13 protein-coding genes and 1 pseudogene are annotated in these 18786 nt (G+C 57.3%); 3 read left to right on the top strand and 11 right to left on the bottom strand.

Annotated elements, in window-relative coordinates:
- Positions 1-66: 66 nt before the first annotated feature.
- Positions 67-1008 (bottom strand): ABC transporter substrate-binding protein, encoded by a 942-nt coding sequence (locus GR183_RS05915; protein ID WP_160774866.1) that lies wholly within the window; start codon positions 1006-1008, stop codon positions 67-69.
- Positions 1009-1234: 226 nt separating this feature from the next.
- Here GR183_RS05915 and GR183_RS05910 point away from each other — a divergent pair, with 226 nt between their 5' ends.
- On the top strand, positions 1235-2011 hold the full coding sequence (locus GR183_RS05910) for an inositol monophosphatase family protein (RefSeq protein ID WP_160774653.1): 777 nt from the start codon (positions 1235-1237) through the stop codon (positions 2009-2011).
- Positions 2012-2065: 54 nt separating this feature from the next.
- Here GR183_RS05910 and GR183_RS05905 read toward each other — a convergent pair whose 3' ends face one another.
- The 3 genes from GR183_RS05905 to GR183_RS05895 form a co-directional block, all read right to left on the bottom strand.
- Complete coding sequence (locus GR183_RS05905; protein ID WP_202395851.1) at positions 2066-2995, bottom strand: choline kinase family protein; 930 nt, start codon at positions 2993-2995, stop codon at positions 2066-2068.
- A gap of 10 nt (positions 2996-3005) precedes the next feature.
- Positions 3006-5429 carry a GcvT family protein gene (locus tag GR183_RS05900; protein ID WP_160774652.1) on the bottom strand — a complete coding sequence of 808 codons (2424 nt, stop codon included), beginning with the start codon at positions 5427-5429 and terminating at the stop codon, positions 3006-3008.
- Between the two features lie 316 nt (positions 5430-5745).
- On the bottom strand, positions 5746-6549 hold the full coding sequence (locus GR183_RS05895) for a DeoR/GlpR family DNA-binding transcription regulator (RefSeq protein WP_160774651.1): 804 nt from the start codon (positions 6547-6549) through the stop codon (positions 5746-5748).
- Positions 6550-6811: 262 nt separating this feature from the next.
- Between GR183_RS05895 and GR183_RS05890 the strand changes: the two genes are divergently transcribed.
- Positions 6812-9256: a GcvT family protein gene (locus GR183_RS05890; protein WP_160774650.1), complete on the top strand. Its 2445-nt coding sequence runs from the start codon at positions 6812-6814 to the stop codon at positions 9254-9256.
- Between the two features lie 20 nt (positions 9257-9276).
- On the opposite strand, the gene rpiB is transcribed toward GR183_RS05890, so the two are convergent.
- The 5 genes and pseudogenes from rpiB to GR183_RS05865 form a co-directional block, all read right to left on the bottom strand.
- A complete protein-coding gene (rpiB, locus tag GR183_RS05885) occupies positions 9277-9726 on the bottom strand; it encodes a ribose 5-phosphate isomerase B (RefSeq protein WP_160774649.1) in 450 nt (149 codons plus the stop codon).
- A 193-nt stretch (positions 9727-9919) separates the two neighbouring features.
- A pseudogene (locus GR183_RS22335) lies at positions 9920-10021 on the bottom strand (integrase core domain-containing protein); the annotation flags it as partial.
- A gap of 247 nt (positions 10022-10268) precedes the next feature.
- Positions 10269-11654, bottom strand: a complete 1386-nt coding sequence (locus GR183_RS05875; RefSeq protein ID WP_160774648.1) for a hypothetical protein — start codon at positions 11652-11654, stop codon at positions 10269-10271.
- Between the two features lie 511 nt (positions 11655-12165).
- Positions 12166-13713 (bottom strand): glutamine-hydrolyzing GMP synthase, encoded by a 1548-nt coding sequence (gene guaA, locus GR183_RS05870; RefSeq protein ID WP_160774647.1) that lies wholly within the window; start codon positions 13711-13713, stop codon positions 12166-12168.
- Between the two features lie 66 nt (positions 13714-13779).
- The gene (locus tag GR183_RS05865; RefSeq protein WP_208999762.1) at positions 13780-14337 is read right to left on the bottom strand and encodes a MarR family winged helix-turn-helix transcriptional regulator; all 558 of its coding nucleotides are present in this window, start codon (positions 14335-14337) and stop codon (positions 13780-13782) included.
- A 113-nt stretch (positions 14338-14450) separates the two neighbouring features.
- Here GR183_RS05865 and GR183_RS05860 point away from each other — a divergent pair, with 113 nt between their 5' ends.
- Positions 14451-15710, top strand: a complete 1260-nt coding sequence (locus tag GR183_RS05860) for a tetratricopeptide repeat protein (protein WP_160774646.1) — start codon at positions 14451-14453, stop codon at positions 15708-15710.
- A 49-nt stretch (positions 15711-15759) separates the two neighbouring features.
- On the opposite strand, the gene GR183_RS05855 is transcribed toward GR183_RS05860, so the two are convergent.
- Positions 15760-17055, bottom strand: a complete 1296-nt coding sequence (locus tag GR183_RS05855) for an RsmB/NOP family class I SAM-dependent RNA methyltransferase (RefSeq protein WP_160774645.1) — start codon at positions 17053-17055, stop codon at positions 15760-15762.
- Positions 17056-17113: 58 nt separating this feature from the next.
- The gene (guaB, locus tag GR183_RS05850; RefSeq protein WP_160774644.1) at positions 17114-18616 is read right to left on the bottom strand and encodes an IMP dehydrogenase; all 1503 of its coding nucleotides are present in this window, start codon (positions 18614-18616) and stop codon (positions 17114-17116) included.
- Between the last annotated feature and the right edge of the window lie 170 nt (positions 18617-18786).

Below are 18786 nucleotides of genomic sequence, written 5' to 3'. Positions count from 1 at the left end.
TTGAGCATCAGGTCGTCAGACACAATAACGGCGGTGCCGTTGGAGACACCGCCGATAAAGTTTTCATTACTGCGCCCAGGAACTCCAGCTATCTTTGTTGGCCGCCATCCACTCGGCAACCACGTCATCGACGGACATTCCCTGAAGATCGACCTTTGCGACCATCTCGCCCATATCCGCGTTGCTGACCTTGAAAGCCTTTATCGCTTTCGCCGCGCCCGGCCATTTTTCCTCGACGCCTTTCCACGCGACTTTCCAGATCGGCCCCGTCGGCTTGCCACAGTCATAAGCGGCGTCGGGATTAATGCCGACTGACGGATCGTTGTAACATTCCGCCGAATAAGGCGGGAATTTCACGAAACTGCCTTCGTATTTCGACGGCGCCCAGTGAGGGGTGTAGAGCCAGAGCACGATCGGCGCCTTGCGTTGATAGGCGGATTCAAGCTCTGCAAAGAGAGCCGCATCCGTGCCGGCATGGACGACTTCGAAATCCATCCCGAGGGCTTCAACGCGTTCATCGTCAAAGCCGCCCCAGGTGACCGGCCCGCCGAGATAGCGTCCGAGCGGCGCGGTTTCCGGCGTCGCGAATTCCTCAGCGCAGTCGTTCAGCGCTTTCCAATCCGGCAGACCGGGGCAAACGTCCGCCATATAGGCCGGGTACCACCACTCCTCGATCGCGACCATCCCCGTTTCGCCCATGTTCACGACATTGCCGGTGGCAGTCGCTTCATCCATCGCTTCGCGGCCGGTCGTTTCCCAAATCTCCATGGCGACGTGGAGATCACCGGTTTTCAACCCTGCGAACTGGGCGATGTAGTCGGCCTGGACATATTCGACATTGTAACCGGCGTTCTTCAGCACCTCGCCCATGATCGTCGTGGTCACAATCTGACCGGTCCAGTCATGGGTAGTCAGCTTGATCGGGTCGGTCGATTCCGGTTCCGCCAACGCGCCATGAACCGCCAAGGTGGAGAAGGCAGCCACAGCCGCCAGGAGTTTACGTGCCATCTCAATATTCCCCGCTGGTTTTCCTCGCCCGATCTTTTTGACGACCGGCATAAAACGTATCAACGATTCCACAAAACGCAACACAATCCAACAGATTTTGTGGAAATATGCGCTTATCTGTGGCGGTCCGGCGTGCTTTTGCATAACCTTCACAATGCCATCACGCGCAGTGCCAGTTATCGGCTGCAACGACAGCCAACTGGCGGCCGGACCGAGCGGAAAAAACATGGAAGCCGATATCGACGATATTGTCCGACGGGCGAGCAAAATCGTGGAGCGGGCAAGCCGCATCCCGATGGAATATTTCCGCTCTCCGCTCGATCTGGAGGCCAAGGCCGACGACAGCCCGGTGACCATCGCGGACCGGTCAACGGAAGCCTTCATACGCAAGGAACTGGCCGAAGCTTTTCCCGATGACGGGATTTTCGGCGAAGAGTTCGGAACCGAAAATCAGGGCGCAGACGCGATCTGGTTCATCGACCCGATCGATGGCACGCGGTCGTTCATTACAGGAAATCCGCTGTTTGGAATGTTGCTCGGGCGCATCGTGAACGGTACCCCGCAAATCGGCATCGTGCGCATGCCCGCGCTGAATGAAACCTATGTCGGCTTTTCGGGCCAGCGCGCCACGCGCAATGGAGAGACGATAACCTGCCGCGACACTACACGCCTTGGCGAGGCCATGGTCTATATCAATGAGGCAGAACGGCTGAGCGCCGATGACCCGGAGCGCTTCTTTCGCCTTTGCAGGACAGGCCATACCCGGCGCATGGCCTATGATTGCTATCCCCATGCGCTCGTCGCCTCGGGACAGATCGACGCGGTGGTGGATTTCGGACTGGAGCCTTACGACTATCTTCCTCTGGTTGGGCTTGTCGCAGCCGCAGGCGGCGTGATGAGCGACTGGAAGGGCAATCCGCTCGGCATCGACTCGGACGGCCGTGTCGTCACCGCCGCGACCCCGGCGCTACGCGACGAATTGCTCGCCGTAATCGACGCCTGAAAAATTGCCGGACGCATGGCAGCGAACAAGACGGTCATTAAATCGAATTGGCCTCTATACGGCGCGTATCGCTGCAACGTGGCTGTCGAATTCCGCACTCTGCATCAGCGCCTTGCAGCGCTCGAACCGGGTGGTGGCATAGGCCCAGAAATCTTCCGCCGGATTGCCGTCGGCATGCTGGATCAGCCCCCACAAGGTCCAGAGCAGATCGCACATCGCCTTGTAGATCACGACGCGTCCCTTCTCCGCCGCGCTCGGGTTCCTGCCGAAATAACCGCGCAGGAGCTCAGCTTCCTGCCTTTCGTCCATCCCCGCCTCGACCGAGAGATCGCCCACATCCCACAATGGATCGTTCATGCCTGAATATTCCCAGTCGACGATCCACATGATCTCGCCGTCGTCCAGGAAGTTTTCGCAAAGCGGGTCGCAATGACAGGGGGCCAGTTGCACCCGACTGGCTGCTAGAACTTCCTTGACCGGTTCCGCCGCCTTGACGATGCCATGATACCCTTCAGGCAGATCCGTATCCTTCGTGGAGAGCACTTTCAGATATCCGTCGATCATGGAAAACAGCTCGAACCGGAAGTCGAACGTTTCACCCGAACGATGCAGTTTCGCCAGTGCTTGGCCGGCCCGAGCAGGCGAGCCTGAGCGGGATTTGAAGAGATCGGGCGTCATGGTGGTGATGCCATCGATGGCGCGCGTGATCATCACTCCAGTTTCGGCATCCGCCCATAACACTTCCGGCGAGACCCCGGCACGATGCGCGGCCCTGGCGTTGGTGGCCTCTACCGCGCGGTCGATATATTCCTCCGTGCCTTCGCCAGGTATGCGGACGATCACATCGCCCTGAGGCGCTGAAACCCGATGCACCAGATTGGTGAGCCCGCCGAGGCGCGTTATCGAACATTCCTCAGCCTTGAGATCGGAAAAGCCGGGGGCCTTGCGAAGGGCTGAAATGACCGAGTCCGCATGTTGCACCATAAATCTCTCCTCAGGCTTTCAACCGTTCGTTTCGCGGATCGTAAAGCGGCCCGTCCACACGCTCGACTGGATGGCGGTTTCCAAAGACCTCGATCTCGAATGCCTCGCGATCCCACAGTTCGGCACCCAGATATCCGAAGATGATTGACTTGCCGACGGTGTGACCGAAGCCTGCCGACGTCGCGAGCGAGACCGTTTCACCGCCATGGAGGATAGTCTCGCCACCGAAAACCGGAAGCCTTGCATCGGTAACGAAAGTGCAGAGTTTACGCTGCACCCCCTCTGCTTTCTGCCTTGCCAGCACATCTCGGCCGAGGAAAGCACCACCCGATTTCAGATGAACCCGAAAACCCAATCCGGCTTCGAGAGGCGTATAGTCGGGAGAAATATCGGCGGACCAATAGAGATAACCTTTCTCAAGGCGCAGACTGTCGATCGCACGATAGCCAACATCGCGGATCCCGAACGGTTCACCGGCTTCGCGCAGAACGCTATAGACATGAGCGCCGAATTCGGTTGGCGCATGCAGCTCCCACCCCAGTTCGCCGACAAAGCCGATCCGCGCCGCACGTACCGGGGCCGCCCCGATGACAATTTCCCGCGCTGTTGCGAAGGGAAACGCGTCGTTGGAAACATCCTGCTCGCAAACCGCTTGCAAGACATCGCGTGACTTCGGGCCGCAAATGTTGATGACCGCACGCGCCGAGGTCATCTCGATCAACTGCACCGAGCCATCCTTCGGCATGTGCCGACGAATCCAGTCCGCATCGTGCGTGCCGAAGCCCGAACCGGTGATTATATAGAAATGGTCTCTTCCGAGCCGGGTGACCGTCACATCCGCCTCGATCCCGCCGCGGTCGTTGCACAACTGGGCGTAGATGACCGAACCCGTGGGCCTGTCCATGTTGCAGGCCGCAATCTTTTGCAGGAGATCGAGAGAGCCCGGACCAATCATCTCGAACTTTGAAAAGCTCGACTGGTCGATCAACGCCACGCCTTCGCGGACCGCCTTGTGTTCCTCGGCGGCGTATTTGTGCCAGCCGGGTTCGAGGAAGTCGAGCTGGTCGACAGGTTCCACACCTTCGGGCGCGAACCACAAAGGCCGTTCCCAGCCGTTCTTGGATCCATAGACCGCGCCACGCTCCTTCAGGATGCCATAGAGCGGCGAAAGACGGAGCTGGCGGGCGCTCTCGTGCTCCTGACCTGGATAACGCATCTTGTAATGGTGGGCATAATGCTCCACCGCGCGGGGATACATGAAGGCTTTCGTCCCGTGATGCGGACCGAAGCGACGAATGTCGAGTGGCCAGAGATCCAGGCTCGGGCGCCCCTGCGTAATCCATTCGGCAATCATTTCGCCCGCACCGCCACCGGCGGCAATACCGTATAAAAAGCCGGTGGCCATCATCAGATTATCGAAGCCTGGCGCCCAGCCCATCACGAAGTCGCCATCGGCGGAATATGGGATAGGTCCATTGATCACGGTCCTGATACCGACCTCGTTCAAGACGGGTGTCACCTCGGCGGCAAGCTCGGCTAGCGGCCCAAACCGATCCAGATTGTCAGGAAGAAGTTGACGGGCGAATTCTCCGGGAATTCCGTTTTCCCCGAACGGTAATGTCCCCTCTTCATATCCACCGATTACCAGCCGCCCGCCGGCATCGGGCTTGTAATAGACCAGCCGCTCCGGATCGCGCAGCGTTGGCAGGTTCCTGACCAGTTCCACATCCGGCAGAGGTTCGGTAACGATGTACTGATGCTCGACGGCGCATGCCGGCACACGAATTCCAAGCTTCGCGCCAAGTTCCCGGCTCCACATGCCGGCGGCAAGGACAACGACATCAGCCGAATAATCCCCCCCATTTGTCTGCACCTTGGTGATGCGGCCTTCATCGACTTCAAAACCCTCAACCTTGATGCCCTGCCTGATCTTTACGCCGGCTTTTCGCGCGGCGGATGCGATCGCCTGGGTCAGGCTTGCCGGATCCACATGACCGTCGGAGGGGACATAGGCAGCGCCAAGAAGTCCGGTGGCATCGATATAAGGGAAAAGCGACTTTGCCTCTTCTGCGGAAATCATATGCATTTCCAGACCGAAGCTGCGCGCCATCGTCGTCAGGCGCCGGGCTTCCAGAAGACGTTCTTTCGTGACCGCGAGACGCAGGCTGCCGACTTTCTTCCAGTCGAAAGCCATGCCGGTTTCTTTTTCCAGACTATCGTACATGGCAACCGAACGCTTCAGCATCCGGGTCGTGTTCCGGGAAGAGCGAAGCTGACCGATCAGACCAGCGGCATGCCATGTAGCACCTTCGGTCAGGGATGACTTTTCCAGAAGCACGACATCCTTCTCGCCGTTCCTGGCCAGATGATAGGCTATCGAGCACCCAATGATGCCGCCGCCAATGATCAGGTGCTTTGCTTCAAGGCGGCTCATTTCCGGCTCCCCATCATGCAATTCGAACCACACTCCCGATGCTTTCTCCGTTTAAATGGGCAATATGTTTCCACAAATATCAACACAATTTGCAGCTTTTTGTGTTATTTCACACATCAAGCGTAAATTTCGGCGCCACTCAAATTCATCCGTTCAAATCTTCCCTCAATTCAGGACGCGACAAAACCTCCGGCGGCAGGCAGTTGCCCACGCCACTCAATCCAACAGGGAATCTTCAAGAAGACCGCCGACCGACAACCGCTTTCCAATGGCGTTGCCTTAACTCTCCCCGGAAGAAACGGGCCGGACTAAATCATCAAGAGCCTGCGGCGGCGTTTTTGACCCAATCGGCGAGGTGCACTTCGATGCCCCAGTCGCGCATCGCAACCTGCAAGGCCTCCGGCGGTGTGGTGTCGGTCACGAGGTGGTCAACCTGCTCGGGATTGCCGATCGTTACCGCCCCTTCCCGTCCGAACTTGCTTGAATCGCAAGCCATGATCCGGGTGCCGGAATTTCCCATAATGTGCCGGGAAAACTTGGCTTCCTCCAGATCGAAAAGCGTAAAGCCATTTCGAGGATCGAGACCCGCGGTGGAAAGGATGGCGAAATCCGTGTGGAAATTGGAAACGAATGCCATCGCATCGGCCCCGAAAGCACCACCATCTTCGCCCCGCAATTCACCTCCCGCCATGAACACGCGGTTCTCATTGCGCATGGAAAGCCGGTAGGCGACGTAGACCGAGTTGGTCACGATCATGAGTTTGCGGTGACCACGAAGTGCGTCTGCGATGAAGGCGGTGGTACTGCCGATATCCAAAAAGAGCGAGCACTCGTTGGGGATCATCCTTGCGACAAAGCCGGCAATTCGTTTCTTGGCCGCCTGGTTCAGGTTCAGCCGCTCCTGAAGGTTGCCTTCTTCCTGTTCCTCCTGATCGATCAGCTGCACGCTGCCGTGCGATTTTTCCACGGTTCCCATTTCGACGAGCCGCTTGACGTTGCGCCGCACGGTCTCGCCGGAAATGTCCAACGTTTCAGCAAGAACGCTGATCTTTTGCAGTCCACCCACCTTGCGCAACTCGTTCAGAATCTGCCGTTGCGTATGATTGGGGTATGCATCCATCCGTATCAGCCTCCTTCGCCCGGCCGAACGCCTTACGCCGGCAGAAACTCCCACGCAAGGCCACATTCACCGTGGCATTCGTGACAATATCACAATATCCAACGAATTCCCGAGCTCTTTTGTGGACTTTTGAGGGATGACGTGCATATTTCAAGCGTAATTGTGGATTTCAAGGTGCAATGATCATTGATCGCGAGGAAACGACTCGCGTAGACGCATCAAGGACCCGCCCGACGGCGGCTCAACGCAATCAGAGGACCAGATGACCCAGCTTCCCTCCTCCTCCAAGGTGATCGTCATCGGCGGCGGCATTATCGGCTGTTCGACCGCCTATCACCTTGCAAAGGCCGGGGTCGAAGTCGTCCTGTTCGAGCGCAAGAAGCTGACGTCCGGAACGACATTCCACGCCGCGGGCCTTGTCGGACAGTTGCGTTCGAACGCCAATGTGACCCAGCTTCTGGGATATTCGATTGACCTGTACAACAAGCTGGAGGAAGAAACCGGACAGGCGACCGGCTGGAAAATGAACGGTGGCTTGCGCCTTGCCTGCAACGAGGAACGATGGACGGAAGTGCGCCGGCAGGCAACGACGGCTCACAGCTTCGGCCTGGATATGCAGCTGCTGACGCCGAAGGAAGCACTCGATCTGTGGCCGCTGATGAATATCGACGATGTCGTTGGCGCCGCCTTCCTGCCAACGGACGGACAGGCAAATCCGTCCGATATCACGCAAGCGCTCGCGAAGGGCGCAAGAATGGCGGGCGCCAGGATATTCGAAGACACCAAGGTACTGTCGGTCGATATCCAGGACGGTGTCATCAAGGGCGTTGAGACCGAACACGGGCGCGTCGACTGCGAAAAGGTCGTTGCCTGCTGCGGGCAATGGACGCGCGCATTCGCGAAAATCCACGGCATCAATGTGCCGCTCGTCCCTGTCGAGCACCAGTACATGGTGACGGAGCGGATAGACGGCGTGCCTTCCAATCTGCCGACCCTGCGAGACCCGGATCGCCTCACCTACTACAAGGAAGAGGTCGGCGGTTTGGTAATGGGCGGCTACGAACCGAACCCGGTCCTCTGGGCAAAGGATGGCATTCCCAGGGGGTTCCACTACACGCTCCTCGACAGCGATTTCGACCATTTCGAGCAACTGATGGAATTGTCGCTTGGCCGGGTCCCGGCCCTCGAAACGGCGGGCATCAAGGAACTGATCAACGGGCCGGAAAGTTTCACGCCGGATGGCATGTTCATCCTCGGGGAAGCTCCGGAGCAACGCAACTTCTTCGTCGGCGCGGGTTTCAACGCTTTCGGCATCGCGTCCGGAGGCGGCGCCGGCATGGCATTGGCCGAATGGATACGCAATGGGGAAGCGCCATTCGACCTCTGGCCCGCCGACATACGCCGCTTCGGACGTCCTCATTTCGATGATGACTGGATCAGAAAGCGCACCTACGAGGCGTACGGCAAGCACTACACCATGGCATGGCCGTCGGAGGAAAACCGATCCGCCCGCCCCTGCAGGAAGTCGCCGCTTTACGACACACTCCTGGCCAATGGTGCAGTGTTCGGAGAAAAGCTCGGCTGGGAACGGCCGAACTGGTACGCTGATGCCGCTGCCGGAGAGGAGCAGAAGGATATCTACACCTTCGGACGGCCGAACTGGCACGACGCGGTAGGTCGCGAGCACAAGGCCTGCCGAGAGGCGGCCGCGCTCTTCGATCAGACCTCGTTCGCAAAGTTCATCCTCAAGGGTCCGGATGCCTGCGACGCGCTGAGCTGGATCGCCTCCAACGATGTCGACAAGCCCGTCGGCAGTCTGGTCTACACCCAGATGCTGAACGACCATGGCGGAATCGAGTGCGACCTGACGGTCGCCCGGATGAAGCCCGATGAATATTACATCGTCACCGGCACCGGCTTCGCGACGCATGATTTCGACTGGATTTCGCGAAACATTCCCAACGGCATGAATGCCCAGCTGGTAGACATCACCTCATCGAATTCGGTTTTGTCGCTGATGGGACCGAGGGCGCGGGATATCCTGAGCAAGGTAACATCGGCGGACGTCTCCAACGAGGCGTTCCCATTCGGCACCGCCAATGTAATCGGCATTGCCGGCTGCCCGGTCACTGCTCTGCGCGTGACATACGTCGGCGAACTCGGATGGGAGCTGCATATTCCGGTGGAATACACAACGACCGTTTATGCAGCGCTTCACGAAGCCGGCGACCCTCTCGGTCTCGTAAATGCCGGGTATCGGGCGATAGAGACCTTGCGCCTGGAGAAGGGCTACCGCGCCTGGTCTTCCGACATTGGGCCCGATCACACCCCGGATGAGGCCGGCCTCGGCTGGGCGGTGAAAATGAGAAAGAACATCGACTTCAAGGGACGAGCCGCTATCGAGGCTCAACGCCAGCAGGGCGTGAAGAAAAGAATGGCGACCTTCATCGCCGATCCGAGCATCATATTGCTTGGCCGCGAAACGATCTACCGCAATGGAGAACGGGTCGGCTGGCTGTCTTCCGCAGGCTTCGGCCACACGATCGGCAGGTCGATCGGCATGGGCTATATCCGCAATCCGTCAGGCGTGAGCGCGGACTATATAGCCGACGGCGAATACGAGCTTGAAGTCGCAACCGAAAGGGTGCCCTGCAGCGTGGCGCTTTCCCCCCTATACGATCCGAAGATGGAGCGTGTGAAAGTCTGACGATCGGAAAAAGAACGGCGCTACCCTTCCAGAGCCGCAATCATCTCCACCCGCATCGCATGCCGGCCGCCCTCGAACTTTGCGGTCAGAAACGCATCAACAATATCGAGCGCCAACCCTTCGCCCACCACACGCGCACCTATCGACAGCATGTTGGCATCGTTGTGCTGGCGGATCATACGGGCTGAGAAAGTATCGGCGCAGATGCCGCACCGGATGCCCGCTACCTTGTTCGCCGCCATCATGATGCCTTGGCCGGTGCCGCACAGGATAATACCAAACCGGCAATCGCCAGAGGCCACAAGCCGCGCTGCCGCCTCGCCGTGCTTGGGATAGTGCGTGCTCTCCGGGGTCGTCGGCCCGATGTCGACCACCACCCAGCCGCACGCCGCTATATGAGAGGCAATAGCTTGTCGGAGCTGAATGGCGGCGTGGTCGCTAGAGAGCACAATGCGGTTACTGGATTTCATGGGAACTTGAGACCCGAACTCCCGTCAACTTTAGCGCGGAGCCCTTCGGTTGACCAATGGCCTCTTGTGGTCCGTGTTTGCAAAGTCATTTTCATGGCAAATTCGCAGGGCATGAGATTGCCTAGGGTTGAATGGAACCTCTTGCGGCTGTCATCTACCCCGACGCGGCGATATGACTCCCGATGCTGGCGAGTCACGAAAACAGCGTATCAATCAGACATCCGCCCCTCACCTGCGTGTTGAAGCTTTCCACGAAGCCGTTCTGCATGGGGTTGCCCGGTACGATATAGCGGTATTCAACACCGCGTTCCTGAAGCTATTTAAGCATGGCATTCGAGGTGAGTTCGGTTCCGCTGCCAGAGACGATAGTGGACGGTTTGGCGCGCCGACGAATGAGCGCGCCGAACTCACGGGTAACCCACAGGCCGACTAAAAAGGCGTCAGATCCGCATATATGCGCCCTTGCGACAACTTGCAATCGTCACCGTTAGTTATCCCTCGGCTTTCGCACCACTCCCGCTTTGACTCGAAGTATCATACCCCTAGAAAGAGTGCTCAACTGTAACAACGTCGTTTTTGCGTAATGAGGAGTAAATAATCAACCCACCGTAGTGAGAGAAGACTGATGCATAACCGAACCCTTCGAGGTTATCTAAATTGAAGATATCCTCGAGCTTAATTTCCCCAGGCAAATTAACCAGTGAGTCGTAATTCAGGACAACCTCACTAACTTCCTTGTTTGATTGTGAGTATAGCCTAACAACTAAACTCAATTTTCCTTCACTCGGATATATTTTATCATAAGCTGTCAAGTGAATGACAGTAGGCAAAACCGAAGAAACTAAGAACCAATGAAACCGCTTCGGCGGCCGCTTTTCATGAATAATACCCAAAGAGCATTCAAAAGGTAACGAGACGTCTTCCGATAGTTTGGCACTGGCAGCTGTAACAATGCGAGCTGGTAGTAGTCCATCTTCTCTCGTGAATGTAATTTCCGATTTCGAACCAGACAAGACAGTGCCATTAGTGAATTCGGTATCACCATTAACGACATAGATCCCCTTGGAAAATTTTGGATACACTATTACACTCGGAAGCTCGCCATAAACGGATGGTAATGCCATATATGCGGGCTTCGAAGAAGAAATCATGTTTGTTTGATGCGAACTGTAGTCAAAATTCGAATGAGTTACTTGGATTTCATCGCTATTTTCATCCAACCAAACAATAAGCAAACGAGTGAAGCTTGAATAGGATTCAAAGTGCAACGTTCCCCATCCAATATTTCCAGACAAGAAGTCTTGCAGTTTGGGAAAAATATTCTCCGCTTCGAACACTAACGTCTCAAACGGCGCGAGAGAAGGAATGTTAAATTCTATCTTTTCTTCTGTGCCGTCTGAGCTAGTAATCACAAACAAACCAGTTTGCGCTTCTAAAGCAACATGCCCGTTGTGAAATATAGCTTGGTTGCGAATTCCAGGCGATGCACGCAGCGTCCAGCAGCTCTCTCGTGCTTCTGTAATAGCCCTATCGTCTTCTAATTCTATCAGCGAATGATTTCTTCCATAACTGTGCACCATCGAAACACCATTTTCAGTCTCGTAAACGCACATAATTGCCGCGTAGGGAATTTTTAGGTTTTTGCTCGAGAATGCCTCAATCTCTACCGAACCTTCATCAATTTCCGAAACTTCTATGTTGATTACATTTCCTGCAGTAAATCTATATTCTTTCCGAGTAACCAACTCTCCATTCATACGGCGATAACTAACGACAAGCCCAACCTCCAAACTGTTTTTAAAATACCAATAATTGCTAAAAGAGATTGTCGTTTTTACGCCATTTGGCTTGTAAAATATTGCAGACGAACGGAAAGCGGCACCGAAATCCCCCGCGTAGTTAGATTCTTGATCAATTAAGCGCCCCATACTCTTAAATCCTTCTCCCTGCTATCAGCTAACGAGCCCTTCAACATCCCAGCCCTAAAGCCAAACCCATTGCAAAACTCTTTCAATTTTTCAACGCTTCTGCATATTTACGCTTCTTCGCTTCAACCATCTGCCGTTGTAGTGAATCCATTTAAGCTTTCAGCTCTTCGGAAATTTCGCACTAACAATTCCCTGAGTATTTTTTCAACCTCAATATTTAAACTAAAATAAATACATTTTAAAACTCATCATTCTTTCTCGTCGCCTACAGCCTTGCTTTGTATTTGCGGCATAACTTTTCAACTATTCCTCTCTATGTCAGTATACTAATATGAAAATGCACCTCTTATATAGCATAAATCCGCAAATTTATTGGCGGTTTCCGTATATTTTGTTAGAAATCCTGTTGATTAGATAACGGAAACTGAGGCGTATAGGCTGGAAATTGGGTTTTTCGGAATCCATTGCGAGGGCTGTTGGATAATTGAATAGATGACTTACACAATAATAACTACTCCCACTCGATCGTTCCGGGAGGCTTGGACGTCACGTCGTAGACGACGCGATTGATGCCCTTGACCTCGTTGATGATGCGGGTCGCCGCTTTCGACAGGAAATCCATGTCGAAATGGTAGAAATCCGCGGTCATCCCATCGGTCGAGGTGACCGCCCTCAAAGCACAGACATATTCGTAGGTCCGTCCGTCACCCATCACGCCAACGGTCTGCACCGGCAGGAGGACGGCAAACGCCTGCCAGATAGCGTCATAGAGGCCGGCCTTGCGGATTTCATCGAGATAGATCGCATCGGCCTTGCGCAGGATATCGAGCTTCTCGCGGCTGATGCCGCCCGGACAGCGGATGGCAAGGCCCGGCCCCGGGAACGGATGACGACCGACGAACGCTTCCGGCAAGCCGAGTTCCTTGCCGAGTAAACGTACCTCATCCTTGAAAAGCTCTCTGAGCGGCTCGACGAGCTTCATGTTCATGCGTTCAGGCAGGCCGCCGACGTTGTGATGAGACTTGATCGTGACCGACGGACCGCCGGTGAAGGATACGCTCTCGATCACATCGGGGTAGAGCGTTCCTTGTGCGAGAAATTCCGCCCCGCCGATCTTGCGCGCCTCGGCCTCGAATACTTCAACGAACAAGCGCCCGATCGTCTTGCGTTTGGCTTCCGGATCGCTTTCGCCTTCCAGCGCGCTGATGAAGGTATCCGAGGCATCCACATGAACGAGCGGAATGTTGTAATGCTCGCGGAAAAGCGTAACGACCTGCTCCGCTTCGTTCATGCGCAACAATCCATGGTCGACGAAAATGCAGGTCAGCTGATCACCGATCGCCTCATGTATCAGGACGGCGGCAACCGCGCTGTCGACACCGCCCGACAGACCGCAAATAACCTTGCCATCACCGACCTGCTCGCGGATTCGCGCCACGGCATCCTCGCGGAAAGAGGCCATGGTCCAGTCGCCGGAGCATCCCGCGATCTTCTGCACGAAGTTTCTCAAGAGCCTCGCGCCGTCCGGCGTATGGATGACTTCCGGATGAAACATGAAGGAATAGAAACCACGCTGCTCATCCGCCGAGACCGCGAATGGCGCATTCGGCGAGCTTGCGAAAACCTCGAAACCGGGCGCCAGGCTGATTACGCGGTCGCCATGGCTCATCCAGACCTGATGCTGCTCGCCCGCATTCCAGACACCGTCGAAGATCCGGCTGTCCTTCCTGATCTCAACGAAGGCGCGGCCGAACTCACGATGATCGGCGGGCTCGGCCTCGCCGCCAAGCTGCGCAACCATCGTCATTTGGCCATAGCAGATGCCAAGAACCGGAATTCCGGCTTCAAACACCTCTTGCGGAGCACGGGGACTGCCGACGTCCGTGGTCGAAGCAGGCCCTCCGGACAGAATCACCGCCTTGGGCTGCATCTCGCGAAAAGCCTTCCCGGCAGACTGGAAAGGCACTATCTCCGAATAGACCCCGCATTCGCGCACGCGCCGCGCGATGAGCTGGGTAACCTGGGAGCCGAAGTCGATGATGAGAACACGATCTGTCATGCGCCGCTTCTAGACCCTTACCTTTATGTTTTAAACCCAAAAAGCGCCCGTTCTCGTGGCAGATATTCATGCGCTGTCGATAACGGCGCCGAGCAGTTGCCCAAGCCGTACACGCTCCTGGACGCCCAGCCCCTTGAGGAAGGCGGTCTCAAGGTCCAACATCTTTCGATCGACCTCACCAGCAAGCGCACGCCCCGCTTTCGACGGGCTGAGCACAACCAGGCGCTTGTCATGCTTGTTGACGATTTTTCTCACAAAACGCTTGTCCGAAAGCCGGGTCGCCGCGCGGCTAACAGCCACCGTATCCAGCCCCGTCAGCGGAACGAGGTCGCGCACAGATACCTGATCGGCATCGAGCAACGCGCTTAGCACTATCCACTCCGCCAGCGAAAGATCGAATTCCGCTGTCAGCGCCCGGGCGATCCTGCGCTCAACGAGCCGCGCGGCATGTAATACGCGAAACGGAAGATAGTTTTCCGAAGATTCGACTTCGGCGCCGAACAGCGGGATCTGATTGGCAGCTTGCGTTTTATGACGTGCCATGAAGTCACGATCCGAGGACGTGAGGACCAAAATTGCTTCATATGAAACGACACGAACCGGCCATGCAACGGGTTTCGACATAAAGCTGTCCATAATCCAAAGGACATTCAATTGGCGCTTTGACCACAGACGGCCTGATACCTACTCTTCGCGGTGGGGATTGGGGACGATTCGGCCGAGAACCCGCACCGGGCATGCCCGTAGGTGCAGGACAAAAGCGATTTTCGGTCTTCACGGACGGGATGACGCTCGATATGGCAGTGTTCGACGATAAAATCTCCATCGACGCGGCTGTCGCGGAAGCCGCCCGTCTTGAGCAAAGCGGCGATTACGACGCAGCCCTGACGATTTACGAAAATCTACATCAACGCCATCCAACGGACATCGACCTCAAATATCGCACGGGAACCGCGATGCTTCGCGTGGGGCGGCTGGAGGAAGCCATTCCGGTCTTGCGTCAGGTCGTCTTCAACGACCCGGACCATACGAAGGCGCGCTCGAACCTCGGCAACGCGCATTTGCTGCTTGAACAATACGACTATGCGACGGAAGCGTTTCGCGCCGTCCTTGATTTCGATCCGAAGAACAAAAACGCCCTCTTCGGCCTGGCAACGATTCTGATCAGGCAAAATCGGCACGGCGAAGCCCTGCCGCTTGCGCAACGGCTGGTCAACGAACTGCCGAACAGTCCGGCGGCGCTTACCATCGCAGCCGACGCGGGGTCACTCTATCCCCAGCTTGACGTAGCCATCGCGCGCTACAGACAAGCGCTCAGGATCGACAGCGATTATGTTCCCGCGTATCTCGGCCTCGGACGCGCATTGCAACAACGCAAGCGCAGCAAGGAAGCCTACGACTGCGCCTGTGCGGTAATCGAACGACAACCTTTCAATCCGGCAGGACATGACCTGAAAGGCGCAATTCTCGCCGAGATGCAAGACTATGAAGCTGCGGAAACGGCCTATCTGCAAGCGCTCGAAATTGCTCCCGACGATGTCAGGATCCTGATCCATTTGACCGAGGCAGCCCGCAAAGCAGGCAAGGCAAGGCGCGCCCTGATCTACGCGGAACGTGCCTGGACGCTCGATCAGACCAACAAACACGCGGGGAAGGCTCTCGGCTCCACGCTTTCCGCCCTTGGGAAAAACTCGCTTGCCCGGGAAATACTGCTCACGGGAGGCGCACGAGCGGACGTCAGGGCGGAAACGCTGGTCAAAGTCCGAAAACTTGCGGAAGAAATCCGAAATTCTGCCGGGGAGGAAGGCATAATCCCTACAGTGGCGCAACCAGCGCGCGAACCGGAAACGCCTTCGCACATTCATGGGGACGAAGATAATCAGCCACCTTCGAACGGCGGAAACGATTATGAGGCGGACACCAGTCCAGACCGTCTCGAACACGACGATTCACAGCCTCTTGCCGAGGATGATGAGTTGGCGCAGCGACGCGGGTAGACTGCGGCTGCGCTCCTCACGTGGATACCAACAGGCTCCTTAGGAGCCTCTATCCGTCAGCGCGCTGCAAAACACTTACGAAAAAGCCATCCGTGCCGCTTTTTGCAGGTGACAACGTCGCAAAACCAGCGTCGTCGAAACGCGAGCGATCGGACGTATCCCCGAGAACCCGAGTCCAATCCGCCTTCAAGTCGAGCGGTCTGAAATCCCGATTTTCACCGAGAAAACCGATAAGTTGCTCGCGATTTTCGCTGCTGAGCAGCGAACAGGTGACATAGACAAGGCGCCCCCCGGGGCGCACGTACCTGCTTGCCGCGCGAATGACCTCGCGCTGCTCCGTCATCCGCTCGCCGAGCGCTCTTTCAGAAAGACGCCACTTCGAATCGGGCCGCCTGCGCCACACGCCTGTGCCTGAACACGGAACATCGGCGAAAACCAGATCCATCCGCCCCTCAAGCCCTTCCAAGCCGCCGGTCTGGGGGTCACGAATTTGAACATTTCGCACGCCGGCACGGCGCAGACGATCATGTATAGGCGCAAGCCGCAAACGATCAGCATCGTAAGCGTAGATCTGGCCGCGGTTTTCCATCTCGCCTGCCAGCGCCAAAGTCTTGCCACCGCCGCCGGCACAATAGTCGAGCACCTGATCGCCGCCTTTTGCGCCCGCAAGCAGAGCAGCCGTCTGACTTGCCTCGTCCTGGAGCTCGAACCAGCCCTTGCGAAATCCCTCCTCCGCCTGGACATGCGGCATCCGGCCGGCACCTTCAGCCGGCGCGATACGTAAGCCGAGGGGGGATATCGGCGTCACTTCCGCACCCAGATGATGAAGCCGTTTCAACACCTTTTCGCGGGTAGCCTTCAGCCGGTTCACCCGCATGTCGATCGGCGCGCGGCTCGCGAGCGCCCTGCCCTCCGCGACCGCATCTGCGCTAAAAGCGGAAGAAAACTCGGGCCAAAGCCATTCCGGTACGTCGGCGAGAACCCAATCCGGCGCGCCCTCAAGCGAGGCGGCTGCCAGCCTTTCAGTTTCCTTATCCGTCAAGGCGGGCGGAGCATGCTTGTCCGCATCGAATGCAGTAGCTATACCCTCCACGCCCCTGCCCCAGGAAATCGCGTAGACGCCGATGGCAAGCGCACGCGGGCCCGCATCGTCCAACATGTAGGAAAGCGACGCTTTCGCCCGCAATGCGTCGAACACGAGGTTGCCAATCGCAACCCGGTCGCCAGAGCCGGCAAAACGGTGGCTGATACCCCAGTCCTTGAGCGCGTCCTGCACCGGGCGGCGGCGGCTTTCGATGTCGGTCAACACATCGATCGCCGCGGCGATACGTCCGCCATCCTTCATTCCAGTAGCACTCCACTTGGACCGATCGGCACAGTGCGGTCGGCCTCTTTTATTACCGTCAGACGTTGGAGGGGTAATTCGGCGACTCGCGGGTGATCGTTACGTCGTGGGCATGGCTTTCACGCAAGCCCGCACCGGATATCCGCACGAAGCGCGCTTTTTCCTGAAGTTCCGGAATGGTTTTCGCGCCGACATAGCCCATTGCGGCGCGCAAGCCGCCGGCAAGCTGATGGAGCACGCTCGAAAGCGGCCCCTTGTAGGGCACCTGACCTTCGATACCTTCGGGTACGAGCTTCAGGGTGTCGCGAACTTCCGCCTGGAAGTAACGGTCGGCGGACCCGCGCGCCATGGCGCCGACGGAACCCATGCCGCGATAGGCCTTATACGACCGGCCCTGATGGAGATAAACCTCGCCCGGGCTTTCCTCCGTGCCGGCAAGGAGGGAGCCAACCATGGCGCAAGACGCGCCCGCCGCAAGCGCCTTGGCAAGATCGCCGGAGTATTTGATACCGCCGTCCGCGACCACCGGAATGTCCTGCTTGGTAGCTTCGTCGCAAGCTTCGAGAATGGCGGTCAGCTGCGGTACGCCGACGCCGGCAACGACGCGGGTCGTGCAGATCGAGCCCGGCCCGATGCCGACCTTCACCGCATCCGCGCCGACATCGATCAGCGCCTTGGCGCCGTCGCGCGTCGCGACATTGCCGGCCAGGACCTGAACGGAATTCGAAAGTGTCTTCACCCTGCCGACCATCTCCAGAACGCGCTGCGAATGGCCGTGGGCCGTATCGACAACGACGAGGTCCACACCGGCATCGACAAGACGCTCCGCCCGTTCGAAACCTTCGGCGCCGACGGAGGTTGCCGCGCCAACCCGCAACCTGCCCTGATCGTCCTTGGACGCATTCGGGTGAAGCTGGGCCTTTTCGATGTCCTTTACCGTGACGAGGCCGGTGCAATTGTAGTCGTCGTCCACGACGACGAGCTTTTCGATCCGGTGCTGGTGCAGCAGACGCTTGGCCTCTTCCTGGCTCACGGTGTCACGGACAGTGATCAGATTTTCGCAGGTCATAAGTTCCCGTACCGGCTGCGTCGGTGAGGATGCAAACCTCACATCGCGATTCGTCAGGATGCCGACGAGACGGCCCGTCACCTGCCCTCCCTTGCCGCCGTTCTCGACAACCGGGATACCGGAGATGCCGGCATGCTTCATGAGATCCAGCGCGTCCTGAAGCGTCGCGTCCGGTCCGATCACCAGAGGGTTCACCACCATGCCGGACTCGAACTTCTTGACCTGGCGAACCTGTTCGGCCTGCTGATCGAGCGTGAAATTGCGGTGCAAGATCCCGATGCCGCCGGCCTGCGCCATGGCAATGGCGAGGCGTGCCTCCGTCACCGTATCCATGGCAGACGACAGGATAGGCAAGTTGAGCGACAGATTGCGGGTAACGCGTGCGCGGAGATCGGCTTCAGCCGGCAGAACTTCCGAATGACCGGGAAGCAAGAGAACGTCGTCGAAAGTCAGCGCTTCGCGACCTAAAGTCGGTTCGTAGATGGACGGCATGGGCCAGTTCTCCCTGCTTGTGAAATAGCACCGACCGGTCGCGCGCCGGACAATTTGGCGAACGATGTGCGACTCAGGCTGTGCCGGAGAAGTTGGCGCGGGTCAATAACACGACCGTGACAGGATGGGAAGCGGCTTAGCCGTGCAATATCCGCGCAAATCGGGGAATT

The sequence above is a fragment of the Stappia sediminis genome (assembly GCF_009826895.1).
Lineage (GTDB): Bacteria > Pseudomonadota > Alphaproteobacteria > Rhizobiales > Stappiaceae > Hongsoonwoonella > Hongsoonwoonella sediminis.
The sequence above is the reverse complement of the archived record's forward strand: the minus strand, read 5'-3'. Positions and strand labels throughout refer to the sequence as shown.

Excerpts from the sequence above, each read along its gene's own strand:
- GR183_RS05905 (WP_202395851.1), bottom strand. The coding sequence starts at position 2,995 with ATGGTGCAACATGCGGACTCGGTCATTTCAGCCCTTCGCAAGGCCCCC.
- GR183_RS05900 (WP_160774652.1), bottom strand. The coding sequence starts at position 5,429 with ATGAGCCGCCTTGAAGCAAAGCACCTGATCATTGGCGGCGGCATCATT.
- guaB (WP_160774644.1), bottom strand. The coding sequence starts at position 18,616 with ATGCCGTCCATCTACGAACCGACTTTAGGTCGCGAAGCGCTGACTTTC.
- GR183_RS05855 (WP_160774645.1), bottom strand. The coding sequence starts at position 17,055 with ATGAAGGATGGCGGACGTATCGCCGCGGCGATCGATGTGTTGACCGAC.
- GR183_RS05860 (WP_160774646.1), top strand. The coding sequence starts at position 14,451 with ATGCCCGTAGGTGCAGGACAAAAGCGATTTTCGGTCTTCACGGACGGG.
- GR183_RS05910 (WP_160774653.1), top strand. The coding sequence starts at position 1,235 with ATGGAAGCCGATATCGACGATATTGTCCGACGGGCGAGCAAAATCGTG.
- GR183_RS05915 (WP_160774866.1), bottom strand. The coding sequence starts at position 1,008 with ATGGCACGTAAACTCCTGGCGGCTGTGGCTGCCTTCTCCACCTTGGCG.
- GR183_RS05895 (WP_160774651.1), bottom strand. The coding sequence starts at position 6,549 with ATGGATGCATACCCCAATCATACGCAACGGCAGATTCTGAACGAGTTG.
- rpiB (WP_160774649.1), bottom strand. The coding sequence starts at position 9,726 with ATGAAATCCAGTAACCGCATTGTGCTCTCTAGCGACCACGCCGCCATT.
- GR183_RS05875 (WP_160774648.1), bottom strand. The coding sequence starts at position 11,654 with ATGGGGCGCTTAATTGATCAAGAATCTAACTACGCGGGGGATTTCGGT.
- GR183_RS05890 (WP_160774650.1), top strand. The coding sequence starts at position 6,812 with ATGACCCAGCTTCCCTCCTCCTCCAAGGTGATCGTCATCGGCGGCGGC.
- guaA (WP_160774647.1), bottom strand. The coding sequence starts at position 13,713 with ATGACAGATCGTGTTCTCATCATCGACTTCGGCTCCCAGGTTACCCAG.
- GR183_RS05865 (WP_208999762.1), bottom strand. The coding sequence starts at position 14,337 with ATGTCGAAACCCGTTGCATGGCCGGTTCGTGTCGTTTCATATGAAGCA.